Raw genomic sequence first — 17,656 nt, forward strand, 5'->3', positions numbered from 1 at the left:
GTCAGATGATAAATGAACTCAAGAAAGTAGCCAGACCTGATAACGCGGCCGGGGCAACCGAGTGGTCAGACCGTCTGCACTCAGGCGTCAGATGGACTCGTGGCACTCTTGATCTGGTTAGGCTCATTTGCAACGGGGACCAGGGTTTCATCCAGGCGAAAAAGCAGTGTCTTCAAGTTGTCCCTGATGCCTGATACTTGAATGAACCCCGTCGATACTTGCTCCTGTTGTTGGCGAATGTCCAGATCAAGCGCCTGCAGCCTGAACGACTCACTCTCCAGCTGCCGAGCCCAATCTTCCAGGCGACGCTGCTCGGCCTGCTGTACTTGGGTGCCATGGATCAATGCTTCTTCACGCTCACTCAACGATCGGGCGATCTGCTGCATGGCAGCATCCTGTTCAATCGCGTGTTGGCTTGAGCAGTCTAAAGCGGCTTTTTCCCGTTCCAGTTGACCACGCAATTGCTCAAGTTCTTCCTGTTGCTTGAGCACCGCAAGCTTCTGCTGCGTCAACTCCTGAGCCACCCGGGCGAGGTTGGCCAGCGTACTGTCGACCTCGAACAGACAGGCCTGATCCTCTTTGGCTGCGGGGGCGAATGGCTTGGCATGAGCCGCTGTAGCATCTGACTGATCTGGCGTGGCAGGTGGCGCTGATACCTCCTTCACCACCGGCACCGTTGGCTCAATCGCGGCAGGCGGCACCTCATCAACGGGTGGCGCCACCGCTACGCTCATCGGCGCTTGCTGCGCCTCAAGCAATGCGGGTGTGGGTGCCTCACGACGATCTTCAGCCTTGAGCGGCGTGACCATTTTTGAGGAAAAGCGAATCGACGGAACAATCAATTCCGAGCTTTCGATAGCTGGCAGACCGATAACAGAAGTGCCCAGGGTGATCACCTTCATCACCAGCGCTTTCTTGATCATCAACGAATGATGATCTTCGGGTCTTGCGGGAGGCAATTTGCTGCCTTTCAGGTCTATGAAGTGGTACGGCACTTGAGGCCCGGCGACGTTGCCGTCCTTGGTTCCGGACGCCGCGGCCAAGGTCAGGATTTGCTTGAAGACACGCATCGCTATCTGCAGATCATCCCGGGAATCGATACTTCCAAGAAAATACCTCTCTGATTTTTTACGCAACGCCGCCATGTAAACCCGGGCACTTCCGGGTTCCATTTCTTCATCCAGGCTATAAGCAAGATAATTTGACGCTATTTGCGGAATAGCGAAACAACAGAGCAGCGCACCGTTGACCGGGGTGCCATGGCCAGACTGTTCAAGAACAAGAGTACGTAGAAGCATCATGAAATTCGGGCTCCGTTACGGCAATACTTCAAATACACAAGATTTACAGGTTCGAAATCGCTAGAGCATCAAGAACCGTGCAATTGTTTCAGGGCGTGATCAAACGCCATGTAGGACTTACCTTATTCGCTCATTTCAACGTTCCCAAAATCCCCCACTGAACGTACTATTTTTTTACAAACGAATATTCAAATCCTCTGCCGAATACGTTTCAGCTTTCAACTTCGACACTTCACACGCTGCTTAGGCAGGCTCCTCGAGGCGCTCGCCAACACTGTGAGCCTTGGCACACTTAATCAAGTAGAAAGGCACAATGATCGAGATAACAAATCTAACAAAAAAAAGAGGTAGATCGGTCGTTATCAACGACCTCACTTTGCGTGTCCAGCACCAAGAGTGCGTGGGACTATTCGGACATGACGGTGCGGGTAAAAGCACGCTGATCAACTTGTTGTCAGGATCAATCCCGCGGTCTTCGGGCAGCATAAAAATATCCGGATTTGATATCTCTACACAGCCGTTGCACGCGAGAAAAATAATCGGCTATCAACCCGAATCCACACTTAGCCACAGCACCATGACAGTAAAGGCATTCCTGACTTTCATTGCCGAGGTTCGCGGCTTGCGCGGCATCGATAAACGCAAAATGGTCGACCGTGCGGTCGCCCGACTGGAACTTTGGCAAGCACTGAATTCGCCCTTGGAAACATTGCCCCCAGGATTAAGGCGCAAGGTGGCGCTTGCCCAAGCCATTTTGCACGACCCAAAACTGCTGCTGCTGGATGAGCCTACAGAAGGGCTCGATGCGTCGCAAAAACACAAAATAAGAATACTCATCAAGTCCCTGGCGCAAGAAATGACTGTCGTTACGGCGTCCCGAAACCCCGAGGAAGTGTCGAGCATTTGCAGCCGTGCGCTGGTGCTGGGCGAAGGCAGGTTACTGGCGGATATCCCGCTGCAGGAGCTGCAACGCAGCTCCCGCCACCACCAGGCAGTCACACTGGCGGCCGATGGCCCATTGGATCTGCTGGCGCTGGCGGTACTGCCCGGAGTAGCAGGTATAGAAGAGGACCGGGTTTCGCCGGGTAGTGTCACGGTGCTGGCGATGCCGGGGCAGATCATTTACCCCCACATCAACACCCTGATCGCTAACCGCCGCTGGAAAATAAACAGGTTGACCCTTGAGCCGGACCGGCTGAGCGACGTCATCCACCAATTGAGCCAGGAGGCGCCAAATTGAAACTTTTGCCCGTCATATTCAAACGCCAGCTCAACAACTACCTGTGCCTGCCACTCACCTATTTCAGCATCGCCGTGTTCGTCATAGCCAACGCGGTGCTCGGTTTCCATGCAGGCAACTTTCTTGAACAAAACCAAACGGATTTACACGCTTTCTTTCAGTATCACCCGTGGCTGTACCTGTTCTTGATCCCGGTTATTTCCACCCAGCTCTGGTCGGACGAACATAAAGCAGACTCGCTGAATTTTTTTTATTCGCTACCTGTCACGGCACTTGAACTGACATTGGGAAAATTCCTCGCGGCCTGGACAATCTGTGGCCTTACGCTGTTATTAACTTTCCCGCTCCTGATTACCATTAACTATCTGGGCACTGCAAATGACAGCGTCATCCTCGTTCAATACCTGGGAAGCTGGTTATTGTCCGGGGCTTACCTTTCCGCGAGCGGCTTTATCTGTGTCTTGACTCACCAGCGCCTGATCATTCTAGGTTCCACCTGTGCATTATTGATGACTACCAGCATTTTATTTTCAATGATTGATGCAATGGATCATCAAACTCCGATCTGGATCATTGACAGCTTGACCGAACTTAGCCCGTCAATACGTTTCAATACTATCGACTCGGGTCTTCTGACGTTGCATGACTTGTTATACTTCGCAAGCCTGATCTTGGTTTTTCTCGCCGCGACAAACGTCACGCTGAACTACAGAAAAGTCTGAGAACGGAATAGCCTGATGAAGAACTCAATACGTTTTGGCATGACGCTTGCGGTCATCGCTCTACTTTTTCTTGCCTTCAATTTGGTATGGGCGTTGAAGCTGCCAACTCTACGCCTGGACCTGTCAAACAATAAGATTCACTCCCTGTCCACCACCACAAAAGCCATGCTTGCTGCACTTGAAAACCCGGTGGATCTGTATTTTTTTAATTCCTCTGCGCAAAACAATCAGGACCTGAAGAAAAAGGTCGAGCGCGTGACCACCCTGCTCAAGGAATATGAAAACGCAGCAAGGGGCAAAATCACTCTCAATCTAGTTGATCCCGCGCCGTTTTCGGAAGATGCCTACAAGGCAGGATTACTGGGGCTGGATGGCAAACAAGGCTTCCTGGGCTTGGTGGGCAGTAGCGCAAATCGTGAACCGCAGCGAATAGAATGGCTCGGGCTCGATCAAGAGGTATTTCTGGAATATGAAATCAGCCGCCTGATTCATCATGTGGTCCGTACGGAACAGCCGGTGGTCGGGCTGATATCCGGATTGCCCATCGATAGCCGACGCGACGAGCAGAGCCGACAACTCGTGCCCGCGTGGCAGGTACTGGATGAAATTCGCCGGCAGTTCAACCTCATGAGCCTTGGCCAGGACACTCAGCGCATTCCCGAACACGTAAAAACGTTGATGGTCGTTCAGCCGACTCGACTACCCGAGAACACCCTGGTTGCAATTGAGCAATTTGTGTTGAGACGCGGCAAGTTGCTGATGTTTATCGACCCCATGAGCGAGGGGAATTCAATCACCACGGCGCCCTCCTCGCCTTCCAGGCTGGACGGTTTACTGGCCGCGTGGGGTGTGCAGATGCCGATGGACAAAGTACTGGCCGACAAGCTGTACGCGACGCCAGCCATTCTGGGTGACGGATCGTCACCGGTGCTTCATCCCGGCGCCCTCACACTTCCCAGCGAGGCGCTGGCGCAAAACGACATCAGTACCCGGAAACTGCACAACGTCAGACTGTTGAGTTCGGGCGCACTCACACCGCGCAAGAACAGCCGCACCAGGTTCACCCCGTTGCTCCAGAGCTCCGGCCAAGCGACGCTGTTCGGGGTTGACCGCTTTGCCCAGCCAGAGACTTTCGATTCGTTGATCCAGGAAGCAGCCACTCGCGGCCAGCATCATGTGCTCGCAGCCCGGGTTCAAGGCCCCGCGTATGCCGCATTTTCTGACGGGACCGACGGACACAAGCCCACCTTGCACAAAGCCGCTGATATCCATGTGGTGGTGGTTGCCGACACCGACCTGCTCAGTGATCGCGTCTGGACTTCGGTACGAAACAGCGCCGGGCAAAAAAAGCCGCTTCCGGATAACGCCACGTTTGTCTTGAACATCCTCGACAACCTGTCTGCCCCCGACACGCTGATGGTTATCCGCCCTCAAGCAAGGATTCAAGGCCCTGCAAAACGCCTGGGAAAATTGCGCAACGAGGCTGAGCGCGCTTATCGAGAACAGGCAGCCCCTCTGGCGCGACGCCTGGATCAGACGGAAAAAGAATGGCAGTCACTGACCTCATCAGCCCTGTCATTCGGGACTCAAGCCGCGACGTCAAACCCCTTGCTGCAAGCGCTCAACAAAGAACGCTTGCGCTTGCCCATGGAGCTGCACGCGTTGAGGAACGAGGTATACCGTAACGTCCGTCAGTTCGAGTTCAAGGTGAAGCTGCTCACCATCCTGCCGGTGCCGTTGATAGTGAGCTTGCTCGGCGTGGGGATCTTGCTGGTTCGCGGACGTCGTCAACATCCACCTGCGGCAGCGTTCTACTGAGCGTCCCGGCTAGCGGCGCGTAATCAAACCCTGGCGCGCGACTCGGGTCAGGTGTCGGATGAACGCGTCGGCATCCACGGCACTGGGCGCCTGAATCACCGCCAGGTCAAAACTGTCGGTGGCAAAACGCGCAAGGGAATCCCCGTCTTCGACAAACTGGATCAGAAAGGCCGAAGGGCGGCCGGTGCGGCGGGGCCAGCCATCCAGGTAACGCAATAGCGTCGGCTGGTGTTTACCGCCCAGGAGGATTTTCGGATTGCGCTGAGTGAGGCCCGCAGTGATAGGGGCCAGGCGTACAAGAGGTCGTAGTGCATTCATCGTGTCGTGTCTCTGCCTCAAAAGTCTGCGGGCAGGTGAGAGGCAACACCGAACCAGCGCTTTAGCGGTATTTCGAAACCTGGATCAGGTTTCTGTCGGGACTGTAATGAGTCACCTGTGGCGCCCCGCAATTAGCTGTTTAAATCGGCGCATGAGCAACATCCTAGAGAAGCCGATAGGGCAGTGTCAAGAATCCGCTGTGGCGAGGGGGCGATACGGTATTCCGGCAAGCCCTATTTAGATTTTTGTAGGAGCGAGCTTGCTCGCGAAGCACTCATAGGCGCCGCGTTTATTCAGGAAACACGCGTGATCGTTGACGTTTTTCGCGAGCAAGCTCGCTCCTACAAAAACCTTAAGCCCCTTGCCACAAGAGGCTTCAGTCTTAAATGAACAGCATTGCGCACAAGGAGGGTCTTGCCGTCCCTCAATCGGCGATGGCGCGGTCGGCAGACAGTTTGCCGGCACCTTCGAACAACACCGCAACGCTACCGCCCAACAAGGCCAGGGCGAACTCATAACCGTTGTTCGCCATGAACAAACCGTTACTGATATGCACCGCGAAAATCGCGACCAGCGAAACAATCACCAATCCCAGGGCCGCAGGACGTGCCAACAGACCGATGATCAATGCCAGCCCGGCGAAAAACTCCGTACCGCCCGACAGCAACGCCATCAAGCTGCCTGGCGCCAGACCGATGCTTTCCATCCACTGCGCCGTACCCGCCAGGCCGCCACCGCCAAACCAGCCAAAGAGCTTCTGCGAACCGTGGGCAGCGAAAATGATGCCGACGAAAATTCGCAGCACCGTCAGACCGTAGCCTGCACGCGTGGACAAAACATTTTTGATCATTGGGCTCATGTTGATAATCCTTTTCGATATAGGAGTGGGTTGGCCGCTATATTAATCAGTTTAGGCAATGATTAAAGGCGAAAAACCTCGTTATAAACATCGAATTTATCGATTACTTACGGGAAATCCTTTTTGCCGCGGATGGCTCCAGAGTGGTTCGTTCACGATCAAACGCCAGATAGTATTTATTGACACTATTAACATAGCTGACGGCGCCCATTCCCACCTGCTCCATGGCAATGCGTTCAACCTGAAAGAACCACTGATTCGGGTTCAAGCCCCTGCGTCGCGCCTCGGCACGCATACCTTGCACACGTTCCGGCCCCATGTTGTAAGCCGCCAGGACAAAGGCCATGCGCTCGCGTTCGTTGAGCTTGGGACTGGCGAAAAACTTGCGTCGGATCATTGCCAGGTAACGCGCCCCGGCCCGCACATTACTGTCCAGCGAACGGATGTTGTTGACCCCCACCCGCTGAGCCGCCGACGGCGTGATCTGCATCAGGCCCCTGGGGCCTTTGCCGCTGTTCGCGCGGGGATTCAGGGATGATTCCTTGTAGGCCAGCGCCGCCAGGTTCAGCCAATCCATACCTTGTTCGCGAGCATGTTTCTGCAATACGGGGCGCAGTTTCTCCAGACGCTGACGATCCGCCCGCACCAGGGGATTGCGCACGCGATAGAGACGACGGTAAATACGTTGAAAGGCCACGTCGAGATCGGCTGGAGTCTTGTAGGTTTTCAGGAAACGGTCGATGCTCGCCCGCAACATCGAGGCTTCCTGACGTACAAACCAGTACTGCGCGCCCGGCTCACTGATCCGCACCTGCCGATCAAAGCGCAACTTGGGCAGGACTTTCGACCAGCGCTCGGCAATCGGGCGCTCGACGATGGTCAGGTTGAAGATCCCGGCGTGAACCATCTCCAGCACATCTTCCACCCCAAGACTGGGATCCACCCACTCCACCTTGACCGGTGGCAATTTGCGCAATGCCAGTTTTTGATTGAGCTGGTTCACCGCCTCCCCCGCCGCACTGCCAGTGGTCAGCGCCACAGTGCGCCCGGACAACTGCTCCGGGCGGGTAAAACGTCGTCCACCTTTGCGGCCCACCAGCCAGAGAGGCACGTCTCTGACAATCGGCTCACTGCTCATGATCTTGTGCGCCGCCGCCACATCCAACAGTTCACCGGGAGCCACCAGATCACCTTCTCCACGGGCCAGCGCGCCTAATAGCTGGTCCTTGGCTTTCGGGATGATCTTGAGTCGGATTTCCTGTCCGGCACGGGCACGGCCGTTCAGATAGTGCTCGAAAGCCCGCAGGCGGCGATACTCAACGCCTATCGCCTGCCCCCGGACTTCACCCGAGCTGTTGCGGCTCTGGTTGACCAATACTCGCAAGGTACGGCTGCCGCGAATTTCTGCCAGGTCGCGCACCTTGCCGGGCTTGATCACTTCCAGCGGCCCGTCCAGGCGCGCAACCGCCGCCATGGGCAGCAGCATCAGGCACAACATGAGCAACGCTGAGGATCGGATCATCCGTTCTCCGGAAAGAAAACTGCCCATTGCACCACGTAAAACGAGACATTGAGGGACAGAAACAGAGCGCTGTGAGCGCAGATTTTGGACGCAAGGTTGGCACAGCACACGCCAACGGGCCAATCTCTGCGCCACCTGCGAACTTCAAAGACAGCGATAACGCATTGTAGTTCTTGGCTTTTCTTATACATCCGCAGCTCTGATATGCTTTCCGGCCGCAGGCGGAGGTAGCACCATGCAACTCATTGATATTGGCGTCAACCTGACCAACTCAAGTTTTGACGACAAGCACCAGGCTGTGCTCGACCGCGCCTACGCCGCCGGGGTCAGCCAGTTGGTCTTGACCGGTACCAGCGTCGAAGGCAGTGAACAAGCGCTGGAACTGTGTCAGCAACGGGACGAAAGCGCTCAGCGATTGTTCTGCACCGCCGGCATTCATCCGCACTCCGCCAGCGACTGGAACGCCGATAGCGAGCGTCGGCTGCGCGAGCTACTCAACGCGCGCCGGGTGCGAGCGGTCGGCGAATGCGGACTGGACTTCAACCGCGATTTCTCGCCACGTCCCCAGCAGGAAAAAGTCCTCGAAGCGCATCTGGCGCTGGCGGTCGAACTCCAGTTACCGGTGTTTCTCCATGAACGGGACGCTGAGCAACGGCTCCTGGACATTCTGCGCGACTATCGTGATCGCCTGCCCGCCGCCGTGGTGCATTGCTTCACCGGCGAACAGCGTGCGCTGTTCAGCTATCTGGACCTTGACCTGCATATTGGTATCACTGGCTGGATCTGCGATGAGCGACGTGGGACGCATCTGCACCCGCTTGTCAGGGAAATTCCCCGTGGCCGCCTGATGCTGGAGAGCGATGCGCCTTACCTATTGCCGCGAACCTTGCGCCCCAAGCCAAAAAAAGGTCGCAACGAACCGGCCTATCTGCCGGAAGTCTTGCGTGAAGTAGCCTTGCATCGAGCAGAAAGCCTCGAAGACCTGGCGCAACACACGACCGCCTGCGCCCGGGCCTTTTTCGGATTACCCGTGCCGGATTGACGCGGCGCATTGACCCATATCAACACCGCATTCCTGAATAGCGGCACAATAATGGCACCTTGCCAATGCTGTTTCCGCTATCAGAGAAAACCTTATATGGGTGCCTGGCTTAGCAACATCTCGCTGAAGTACAAATTCTGGGCCGTGAATGCGGTCGCGTTCATCACCACCCTGCTCTTGGTGCTGTACGCCGTGCAGCTCGAACAACAGGCCCGCAGCCACGCCGCCCAAGCCTCGGCGCAAACCCAGGCGCGCCTGCTCGCTGCCTGGCCCGCCGGGCAATCGCTGCCCAAGGGTGAACACTGGCTGGCCTTCACCCGTGGGCAGGCCCCCGAATCCGCGGATCAAGACCTGTCAGCCCTGAGCGGTGCCAACGGCTGGGTCGAGTTCAGCCATCTGCCCTTGTTCGGCGAAAACCTGTTGCTCGGCGCCGAAGTGATATCACGCCCCGACGACCAACACGTCGCGGTACTGGCTTACGGGCCAAGCCTGAGCCAGGTCTTCACCGAGCGCTTCACCCAGTATGCGGTGGCGGTACTGATTCTGATGCTGGCGATGCTCTGCGCCTCGCAGCTGTTGATCCGTTTTCTGCTCAGCCAACTCAACACCTTGAAAGACGTGATGCTGCACGTGGAAGAAACCGGTGACCTGTCAGCCCACGTGCCCTTGGCGTGCAAGGACGAGGTCGGGCAGATGGCCAGTGCTTTCAACGCCATGCAGGCAGGCTATCAACGGGTGGTCAATACCGTGGCGCGCACCGCCAAGCAATTGGATGAAGGCGCGGCGCGCCTGGCCAGCAGCATGAACGAGGTGCAGCACGGCATGCTCGGCCAGCAAAGCGAAACCGATCAAGCGGCCACCGCCATCAATCAAATGACCGCCACCGTGCATCACATCGCGCAGCATGCCGGCGCCACCCGCGACCTGTCCCAGACCGCCGACACCCTGGCTGGCAGCGGACAGGAAGTCGTCGGCCGGGTGCAGCGCTCGATCGCCGGACTGTCCACCGGCGTCCAGCAAACAGCCGAGATGATTCAGAAACTGGCCGAGGACAGCCAGAAAATCAACGGGGTGGTCAGCGTCATCCATAGCATCGCCGAACAGACCAATCTCTTGGCCCTCAACGCCGCCATCGAAGCCGCCCGCGCCGGAGAAATGGGCCGGGGTTTTGCGGTAGTCGCCGACGAAGTACGCAACCTGGCCAAGCGGGTGCAAAACTCCACCGATGAAATCACCCGCATGGTCTCGGCATTGCAAGCCGGCACCCGGGACGCGGTGGACTTCATGCAGGAGAGTTCCTTCAAGGCTGACGACTGTGTACAGCAAGCCCAGGAAGCAAGTGCCTCACTCGTCGAAATCACCGACGCCGTAGCCCAGATGCGCGAGAGCAATACGCAAATCGCGGCCGCCGCCGAACAGCAAAGCCATGTCGCCGAAGAGATGAACCGCGCGGTGGTGAGCATTCGTGATGTCACTGAAAACACCGTGCAGCAGACCGTGGACTCAGCAACCACCAGCAACGAATTGGCGATCCTTGCTGGCGAGTTGAACAAGGCGATTGGGCAACTCAAGCTGTAAGCGCCTTTGACCGGCAAGCCAGGGCCTACAGAGGGTTTCTGGTTTGCCGGTCAGCGTGGGCCACTTTGCGACCTTAAAAACCTATCCCCTCCATAGCCAACCGCAATTCGCCGCCGTCCCTCACTCGACCTAAACTCTGTGTATCGCGTTTCAACGGACAGAGGATTCACCACCATGGGCAAACGTCATCCGAATCTCCCCGCCTGGCAATGGCGCGCCTACCCGCAGAACCATCAGCACCCGACCAATCTGGTGTTGCACCTGATTGCCGTACCCTTGTTCATCATCGGGTTTCTGCTGATTGTGTCGGGGGTGTTCAGCTTGAGTCTGGCGAGTCTTGCCATCGGCGTGGTCGGCGTACTGGCCGGCCTGGCGCTGCAACGTCATGGCCATAGCCTGGAAGCCCAGGCCAGCGAGCCGTTCAGTGATCCAAAAGACGCGGTACAGCGCTTGGTGGTTGAGCAGTTTCTGACGTTTCCGCGCTTTGTCCTGAGCGGTGGCTGGTGGCAAGCATGGCGTCAGCACCCTCGGCGCTGACACTCGGTCAGGCGAATACCACGACGGTCTGGCGGCTGATCGCGATCAGTTGCCCATCAGGCCCCCACAGCGCGGCCGCAGCGTGACCGTATCCGTCGCGGGCATGTTCGATCTCGACATGATATTGGCACCAGTCCAGCGTGCTCAGTGACTGCAACGGCTGGATGAATTCAATGGTCCAGGTCAAGGTACTGCCCGGTGCGGGTTTGTTCAGGTGCGGCAGCAAGGCTGGCGGCCACGCATCGACCAACGCGAGGATATGCGCTTCGGTCAGCGGCTCTTCTTTCACATCGCCACGCAAACGCACCCAACCGCCCATGTCACGGGATTTGTTGCCGGTAAATGGCAGGCCGCCGACGCTCCAGCGCATCGCCAAATGGCGCATGAACTCGGGGGTCACGCCTTTGATATAGGGCAGTTCCTGGCATTCGTCCCAATGCTTGAATGGCGGCGCGGGCAGCGCCTCCACGTCGATTTCCGAGGTTCGTGACGCGCCAAAGCTGGCTTGCACCAATGTCATGACTTCAGCGTTCTGCACGACACGGCCGAGCAACTGGCTGACGGCCTTGCCCTCGCGCAACACTTCGACTTGGTAACTCGCAGAAACGTCTGGCGCCACCGGCCCGACAAAGGTAATGGCCAATGAGCGCAGCGGGCGGTCATCCGGCACTTGAGCGCGCAGGGCCTCATATTGCAAGGCTGCGACCAGACCGCCGAACGTGGCGCGTCCCTGAGCCCACTCAGGCGGAACGGACACGTCCAACGGATTGCGACGGACAGCGTCGAGCAAATCACTAAAGCGCATGGCGACCTCACATCAGGAAAATCGATTGGGCGATCTTACCCAGCGCTCCCGTCAGACACAGCGCTTATTCCGGACAAAGTCCGGGACAGATAAGCCGTCCTCCGAAAGGCAACGTCAGAAGCAGTCGGCGGCGAGCTTATCCAGCACTCTGTCCGCTCTTCCTTCAGCCTCGGCCATCGTTCGGTGCCAGACCGCAACGCACGGCTGTAGATCCGCTTGATGCCCGGCCTGCGCCAACCATTGCCAGCAATCGTGCCAGTCCCCCAGTGCACCTTGGGCAGACTTGAGGCGGGACATCGCTTTCGCAGGCAATTTCCCCAGCTGCGGGTAGGCCTCGGCCGCGTAACGCACGCGCTTGATCAACAGCCGCAGGCGGTGGCGATCGTGGTCGGGATCATCCAATGCAGCATCGAGCTTCTGCCATTGCTTGGCCAAACGCTTTTCGATGCGCGCACGCAGGCCCTTGAGCAGATGCTGATGCTGGGACGCACGGATAAATCTGGGGAACGCACCGAGGATCAGTAGCAGCTGCGCCAGCTCCGGGCTTGCGGCGACCTGCCGGTAGGCGTTCGGCTGCTGGCGCATCCGCCGGGCAGCCGCTTCTGCATAGTCATGTTGCTGGAGATAGGCCGCCAGCACTTCGCGGTCACGCAGCGGGGTGGTCAATTGACCAACCGCCCTGGCGGCGCTCTCAAGCTGCTCGACACCAGGTAAACCGCGCAAAGGCCGCAACAGGCTGCGCAGACGCCGCACCGTGGTACGCAGATCGTGCAACGCCTCATCATCCGTCACAGCGGCAAGGCGCGCCTGGCAACTCAATAATCCGACTTCCAGGCCAATGATCTGAGCGACTAACTGATCGACCAGCGCAGACATAGTACTTCCCCTGTCAAAATTGGGGCGCAGTCGAACCGCGCCCCACTCCACCCAGACGATTACCGCTGACCACGATCAACGGCCGGCGCGGGATTCGCGGATATAGAAGCGGGCTTTTTCGGCTTTTTTGGTGCACCCCTCGAACGCTTCGAATTGCTGCTGCGTCTTGGCGCCGGTCAACAAGGACAAGGCTTTGGAGTAGCTGACGGTGCCCGCAAAACCTTCGGCCTTGGCCAGGTCCAGTTCCTGCCAGGCGGCGTCCAACTGGCTGCCGCAACTGTCGCGATAGGCAGTTTTACCGGCACAACCGGCCAGCGCCAGCACGATCACAGGCAAACACATCCAGGCTTTCATCAATGACACCTCAAGAAAAGAAAAACAGTCGTGGGATGTAGACGTTGCCTACATCGAAAAGTGCCTTCTCGCACCGCGAGAAATGGACGATGCCAGGCGCCAGAGCATACCCGAGCAAACAATTCGATTTACGAAAATAATCGCTCTGGCCAATTGGGATTGAAGCCGTTCCCTTGATGGGTGCATTGTGGACACCTGTTTGACGAAGGATAGGGTCATGAAAAAACGTGTTGCGTTAGTCCTGGGCTCCGGGGGTGCACGGGGCTATGCCCATATCGGCGTGATCGAAGAGATCGAAAGACGCGGCTATGACATTGCATGCATCGCCGGTTGCTCCATGGGCGCCGTGGTCGGAGGGATCTATGCCGCCGGCAAGCTCCAGGACTATCGAAACTGGATCGAAAGCCTGGACTACCTGGATGTGCTGCGCCTGGTGGATGTCAGCTTTCGCCTGGGGGCGATACGCGGTGAAAAGGTCTTCGGGCAGATCCGCAAGATCGTCGGCGAGGTCAATATCGAAGAATTGCGCATCCCGTACACGGCCGTGGCCACGGACCTGACCAACCAACAGGAAATCTGGTTTCAGGAAGGTTGCCTGCATCAGGCCATGCGAGCCTCGGCGGCGATTCCCAGCCTGTTCACGCCGGTGATGCAGGGCAATCGCATGCTAGTGGACGGTGGCCTGTTGAACCCGCTGCCCATCGTGCCGGTTGTGTCCAGCCATTGCGACCTGATCATCGCGGTCAACCTCAACGCCACGAATCAAAAGCACTACAAACTGCCAGTGATCCAACGTCCCCCGGCGTTCAAAAGTCGCTTCGACAATCTGGTGCAGTCATTGGGCGCGCACCTGCCATTCCGCCGCAAACAGGCCGAGCAACTGTTGGCGCTGGAAAAGGAAGCGCTGCTGGCCCAGGCGGCCGACATCAAACCGTGGCTGGACGGCGCCGAACCTGAATCCCAGCAACCGGCCGCCGCTCCGGAAGAAGCCGGCACGCCCAAGTCGGCGACAGGTTCATTCATCATAGATACCGTGGGGCCCGCCTCGCTGCTGGACTTGATCAACCAGAGCTTCGAGGTGATGCAAACATCGTTGGCGCAATACAAGATCGCGGGCTACCCACCGGATGTGCTGATCAACGTGCCTAAGCGGGTGTGCCGTTTTTTCGAGTTCTACAAGGCGCCGGAGTTGATCGCCCTGGGTCGTGAGGTGGCCAGTGATACGCTGGATCGGTATGAGCGCGAGCAGTTGTAGGGGTGAGGCGGCGCGTACAAATGTCAGGCCTGCGCACTCAACAATCGATACCCAACCCCCGCTTCGGTCACGATGAACCGTGGCTGGGTCGGGTCGTCCACGAGTTTCTGGCGCAAATGGCCCACCACGATCCGCAGGTAATGACTGTCTTCGGTATGGGTCGGGCCCCAAATATCCTTGAGCAATTGTTGCTGGGTAATCACCCGGCCAGGATGACGTGCCAGTTGCGCCAGCACCGCATACTCTTTGCGCGTCAGGGCCACTTCGACACCGTCCAGCAAAACCCGGCGATAGGCCAGGTCCACGGTCAGCGGGCCGAAGCGCAGTGCGGCTTCCTGAGCCTCGCCGGCCGGCGCCTGGCGTAATAACGCCCGCACCCGGGCAAGAAACTCCTGGATACCGAAAGGCTTGGTCACGTAGTCATTGGCGCCACCGTCCAAGGCCTGGACCTTCTGCTGTTCATTGGCGCGCACCGACAACACCAGCACGGGCACCGTCGACCATTCGCGAAATTCGCGCAGCACCTGTTGCCCATCCATGTCCGGCAAACCGAGGTCCAGCACCAGCAGGTCCGGCTTGCTCAGCGCGGCCTGGGCCAGCCCTTCGTTGCCGCTTGCAGCCTCGATCACTTTATAACCCTGGGAGACCAGGCTGATACGCAAGAATTTGCGGATCTGCGGCTCGTCATCAATGACCAAAATCGTCGCAGTCTGGCTCATGCTATTCCATCAAAACCGGTGAGAAAAAGAGAGTAGCGCAACCGCGATCAATGTTCACTTTCCAGGCCAGGCTGAGCCGGCAGCGGCAGCAGCAAAGTGATGCAAGTGCCCCGCCCGTCAATCCCCTCGGCCACGTCGATATGCCCGCCATGGGCGCCAACCATGCCCTGGCAAATGGCCAGGCCAAGTCCGGTGCCCTGCCCGCCACGATCGCCCCTGGCGGCGGTGTAGAACATATCGAAAATCTTCGCTCGCTCGTCCTGCGGAATGCCCGAACCTTCATCGCTGACAGAAAAAAACACCTGCTGCTCAGTCACGCCAGCACGCAATTGCAGGCGGCCGTGGGGCGGCGAAAACCGTGCAGCGTTCTCCAGCACATTGACCAAGGCCTGCTCGATCAGGGCCGCATGCACATAGAGTAACGGCAGTTCGGCCGGTACCTCGGTGCTCACTTGCAACGGTGCCAGCACTGCGCGTAAACGGCCAAGGGAGCTGCCGACGATATCACCGGGAGAGACCCAGTCGCGCGCCAGCTTCAAGGCGCCGTGGCCGAGACGGGTCATGTCCAGCAGGTTCTGGATGTAGCGGTCCAGACGTTCGGCTTCGTCACGGGTGCCCTCCAGCAGTTCTCGGCGATCTGCCAGGGGAATCGCTTCTCCCAGGGCCAACAGACTGTCGATGCTGCCACGCATCGAGGTCAGCGGCGTGCGCAAGTCATGGGACACCGAGGCCAGCAACGCGCTGCGCAGTTGTTCGGTTTCGCCGTGCAGGCGCGCCGCTTCCAGATCCTGGGCCAACTGCGCGCGGGCCAACGCCTGGGCCAACGGCTGGCTCAGGGCGGTAAGCAAGCGACGGCGCTGGCCACTCAACTCCCGGCCCGCCTTGGGGCTGACACCGAGCAAGCCCAGCGGTCCCTCTTCGCCGGACAACGGCCACCACCACCAACGTCCAAGCGGCAAGGTGCCGGTGCCTACGCCGGCCGGTTGATCGTGCTGCCAGGCCCAGTCGGCGGCGGCGCTTTCGGCTTCGGTAAAGGTGATCGGGCCACCCGTTTCGATCTTCCAGGCGCCCTGCCCGTCGCGGTTGACGAGGCACAACTGCAGGTCGCTCCAGCCTTGCAGATGATGAGCCGCCGCACTGATTACGGCCTGGCGATCCGTGGCGGCGGTGAGTTTGCGCGACAGGTCGAGCAACTCGCTGGTTTCTTCCTGAGTGTCACGCAGCGCCTGCAACTGCCGACGCTGGCGAGCCGCCAGATTGCCGGTCAACGCCGCCATCAACAGGAAAAACACCAGCGTCAGCACGTCTTCCTCACGCTGGATGGCGAAGGAGAAATTTGGCGGGATAAACAGGAAGTCATAGATCAGGAACGACAACGCCGCGCAGGCCAGCGCGGGCCCCAGGCTACTGCGTACCGCCACCAGCAACACCGCGGCGAGGAACACCAGGGAAATATTGGGCAACGCCAACAGGCTCGACACCCCCCACGCCAACGCACTGGCGAGTAAGGTTGCCAGCACTGCCAGTGCATAGTCGAACCACACAAAACCACGCACGCTGGGCAAACGCGCTGGCGCCGGTACATCGTCGCTGTCGAGCACGTTGATTTCCAGGCCGCGCGCATTGCGCAACAGCCGCGCCGCGAGCCCACCGCCAAACAGCCTGCGTCGCAAACGCGGACGCGATTGTCCGACCAACAGCAGACTCGCACGGCGCTCGGCGGCGTGCTGGATCAGGGTCTTGGCCACTTCACCGGCACGCAGCAACACCACTTCACCGCCCAGACGCTCTGCCAGTTGCTGGGCATTTTGCAGGCGCAGACGCGATTGCTCGTCGCGCGCACGGCCGTTGTCGACATGCACCAGACTCCAAGGCAAATGCCGGCGCTGCGCCACACGGCTGGCATGCCGCACCAGGCGCTCCGCCTGGCCATCTCCGTCGACGCCCACCAACAGCCGCCCGCGCACCGTGGGCACGGCCTGGCCGAGTTGGCGATAACCCTGGGTCAAATCATTATCGACATGAGCGGCGGCGGTCTGCATCGCCAATTCACGCAAGGCCATGAGGTTGGTCTGGGTGAAGAACGCATCAATGGCTGCACGGGCCTGTTCCGGCACGTAAACCTTGCCGTCGCGCAGGCGCTCCAACAGCTCGCGGGATGGCAGGTCGATCAACAGCAGCTCATCCGCCTCCTGCAACACCCAGTCAGGCAAGGTTTCACGCACCTGTACCCCGGTGATTCCCCGCACCTGATCGTTGAGACTTTCCAGGTGCTGGACGTTGACCGTGGTGAACACGTTGATGCCGGCGGCGAGCAGTTCCTGAATGTCCTGCCAGCGCTTTTCGTGGCGGCTGCCGGGCGCATTGCTGTGGGCCAGTTCGTCCACCAGCACCAGCTTGGGCTTGGTGGCGAGCACGCCGTCGAGGTCCATCTCCTCCAGCATCACGCCCCGGTATTCGGAACGCTGCAAAGGCTGCTGCGGCAAACCACCGAGCAAGGCTTCGGTTTCCGCACGGCCATGGGTTTCGACCACGCCCGCAACCACCTTCACGCCCTGGCGCAGTTGGGCGTGGGCGGCCTGGAGCATGGCGTAGGTCTTGCCCACGCCAGGCGCGGCGCCGAGGAACACTTTGAGTCGGCCACGGCCATTGCGCGGCAGGTCGGCTAACAGGGCATCGGCACGGCCGGAGTCGCTCATGGGAAGTGTCC

16 protein-coding genes are annotated in these 17,656 nt (G+C 58.8%); 7 read left to right on the forward strand and 9 right to left on the reverse strand.

The window, feature by feature from the left end; translation table 11 throughout:
- Positions 1–80: 80 nt before the first annotated feature.
- On the reverse strand, positions 81–1,301 hold the full coding sequence (locus BLU75_RS13695) for a flagellar biosynthesis protein FlhF (protein ID WP_084378172.1): 1,221 nt from the start codon (positions 1,299–1,301) through the stop codon (positions 81–83).
- Between the two features lie 313 nt (positions 1,302–1,614).
- On the opposite strand from BLU75_RS13695, the gene BLU75_RS13700 reads away from it, so the two are divergent.
- The 3 genes from BLU75_RS13700 to BLU75_RS13710 all read left to right on the forward strand — a co-directional run bounded on the left by BLU75_RS13700 (position 1,615) and on the right by BLU75_RS13710 (position 5,081).
- A complete protein-coding gene (locus BLU75_RS13700) occupies positions 1,615–2,541 on the forward strand; it encodes an ABC transporter ATP-binding protein (RefSeq protein ID WP_084378171.1) in 927 nt (308 codons plus the stop codon).
- Entirely contained in the window at positions 2,538–3,263 is a 726-nt protein-coding gene (locus BLU75_RS13705; protein WP_084378170.1) for an ABC-2 transporter permease, read from the forward strand. The genes BLU75_RS13700 and BLU75_RS13705 overlap by 4 nt, the downstream gene beginning before the upstream one ends.
- Before the next feature lie 165 nt (positions 3,264–3,428).
- Positions 3,429–5,081, forward strand: coding sequence for a Gldg family protein (locus tag BLU75_RS13710; protein WP_331717132.1), 1,653 nt, complete (start codon positions 3,429–3,431; stop codon positions 5,079–5,081).
- Between the two features lie 9 nt (positions 5,082–5,090).
- On the opposite strand, the gene BLU75_RS13715 is transcribed toward BLU75_RS13710, so the two are convergent.
- The 3 genes from BLU75_RS13715 to BLU75_RS13725 form a co-directional block, all read right to left on the reverse strand.
- Entirely contained in the window at positions 5,091–5,399 is a 309-nt protein-coding gene (locus tag BLU75_RS13715) for a hypothetical protein (protein WP_090221478.1), read from the reverse strand.
- 424 nt (positions 5,400–5,823) lie between these two features.
- On the reverse strand, positions 5,824–6,258 hold the full coding sequence (locus tag BLU75_RS13720) for a DoxX family protein (protein ID WP_084378167.1): 435 nt from the start codon (positions 6,256–6,258) through the stop codon (positions 5,824–5,826).
- 103 nt (positions 6,259–6,361) lie between these two features.
- Positions 6,362–7,780, reverse strand: a complete 1,419-nt coding sequence (locus BLU75_RS13725) for an MltF family protein (RefSeq protein WP_090221479.1) — start codon at positions 7,778–7,780, stop codon at positions 6,362–6,364.
- A gap of 235 nt (positions 7,781–8,015) precedes the next feature.
- Here BLU75_RS13725 and BLU75_RS13730 point away from each other — a divergent pair, with 235 nt between their 5' ends.
- The 3 genes from BLU75_RS13730 (at position 8,016) to BLU75_RS13740 (ending at position 10,937) form a co-directional block, all read left to right on the forward strand.
- On the forward strand, positions 8,016–8,822 hold the full coding sequence (locus tag BLU75_RS13730; protein WP_084378165.1) for a TatD family hydrolase: 807 nt from the start codon (positions 8,016–8,018) through the stop codon (positions 8,820–8,822).
- 96 nt (positions 8,823–8,918) lie between these two features.
- Positions 8,919–10,400 carry a methyl-accepting chemotaxis protein gene (locus tag BLU75_RS13735; RefSeq protein ID WP_084378164.1) on the forward strand — a complete coding sequence of 494 codons (1,482 nt, stop codon included), beginning with the start codon at positions 8,919–8,921 and terminating at the stop codon, positions 10,398–10,400.
- Positions 10,401–10,574: 174 nt separating this feature from the next.
- Entirely contained in the window at positions 10,575–10,937 is a 363-nt protein-coding gene (locus tag BLU75_RS13740) for an Mpo1-like protein (RefSeq protein WP_084378163.1), read from the forward strand.
- Between the two features lie 7 nt (positions 10,938–10,944).
- Here BLU75_RS13740 and BLU75_RS13745 read toward each other — a convergent pair whose 3' ends face one another.
- The 3 genes from BLU75_RS13745 to BLU75_RS13755 all read right to left on the reverse strand — a co-directional run bounded on the left by BLU75_RS13745 (position 10,945) and on the right by BLU75_RS13755 (position 12,972).
- The gene (locus BLU75_RS13745; protein WP_084378162.1) at positions 10,945–11,742 is read right to left on the reverse strand and encodes an acyl-CoA thioesterase; all 798 of its coding nucleotides are present in this window, start codon (positions 11,740–11,742) and stop codon (positions 10,945–10,947) included.
- Positions 11,743–11,856: 114 nt separating this feature from the next.
- On the reverse strand, positions 11,857–12,618 hold the full coding sequence (locus tag BLU75_RS13750; protein WP_084378161.1) for a CHAD domain-containing protein: 762 nt from the start codon (positions 12,616–12,618) through the stop codon (positions 11,857–11,859).
- 75 nt (positions 12,619–12,693) lie between these two features.
- Positions 12,694–12,972: a hypothetical protein gene (locus tag BLU75_RS13755; protein WP_084378160.1), complete on the reverse strand. Its 279-nt coding sequence runs from the start codon at positions 12,970–12,972 to the stop codon at positions 12,694–12,696.
- Positions 12,973–13,189: 217 nt separating this feature from the next.
- Here BLU75_RS13755 and BLU75_RS13760 point away from each other — a divergent pair, with 217 nt between their 5' ends.
- Positions 13,190–14,227: a patatin-like phospholipase family protein gene (locus BLU75_RS13760; RefSeq protein WP_084378159.1), complete on the forward strand. Its 1,038-nt coding sequence runs from the start codon at positions 13,190–13,192 to the stop codon at positions 14,225–14,227.
- Positions 14,228–14,250: 23 nt separating this feature from the next.
- Here the strand turns inward: BLU75_RS13760 and BLU75_RS13765 are convergent, their stop codons facing one another.
- Positions 14,251–14,946, reverse strand: a complete 696-nt coding sequence (locus BLU75_RS13765; protein WP_084378158.1) for a response regulator — start codon at positions 14,944–14,946, stop codon at positions 14,251–14,253.
- A gap of 47 nt (positions 14,947–14,993) precedes the next feature.
- Positions 14,994–17,645: a sensor histidine kinase gene (locus tag BLU75_RS13770; protein ID WP_084378157.1), complete on the reverse strand. Its 2,652-nt coding sequence runs from the start codon at positions 17,643–17,645 to the stop codon at positions 14,994–14,996.
- Positions 17,646–17,656: the final 11 nt, after the last annotated feature.

The organism is Pseudomonas mucidolens, from assembly GCF_900106045.1.
Lineage (GTDB): Bacteria > Pseudomonadota > Gammaproteobacteria > Pseudomonadales > Pseudomonadaceae > Aquipseudomonas > Aquipseudomonas mucidolens.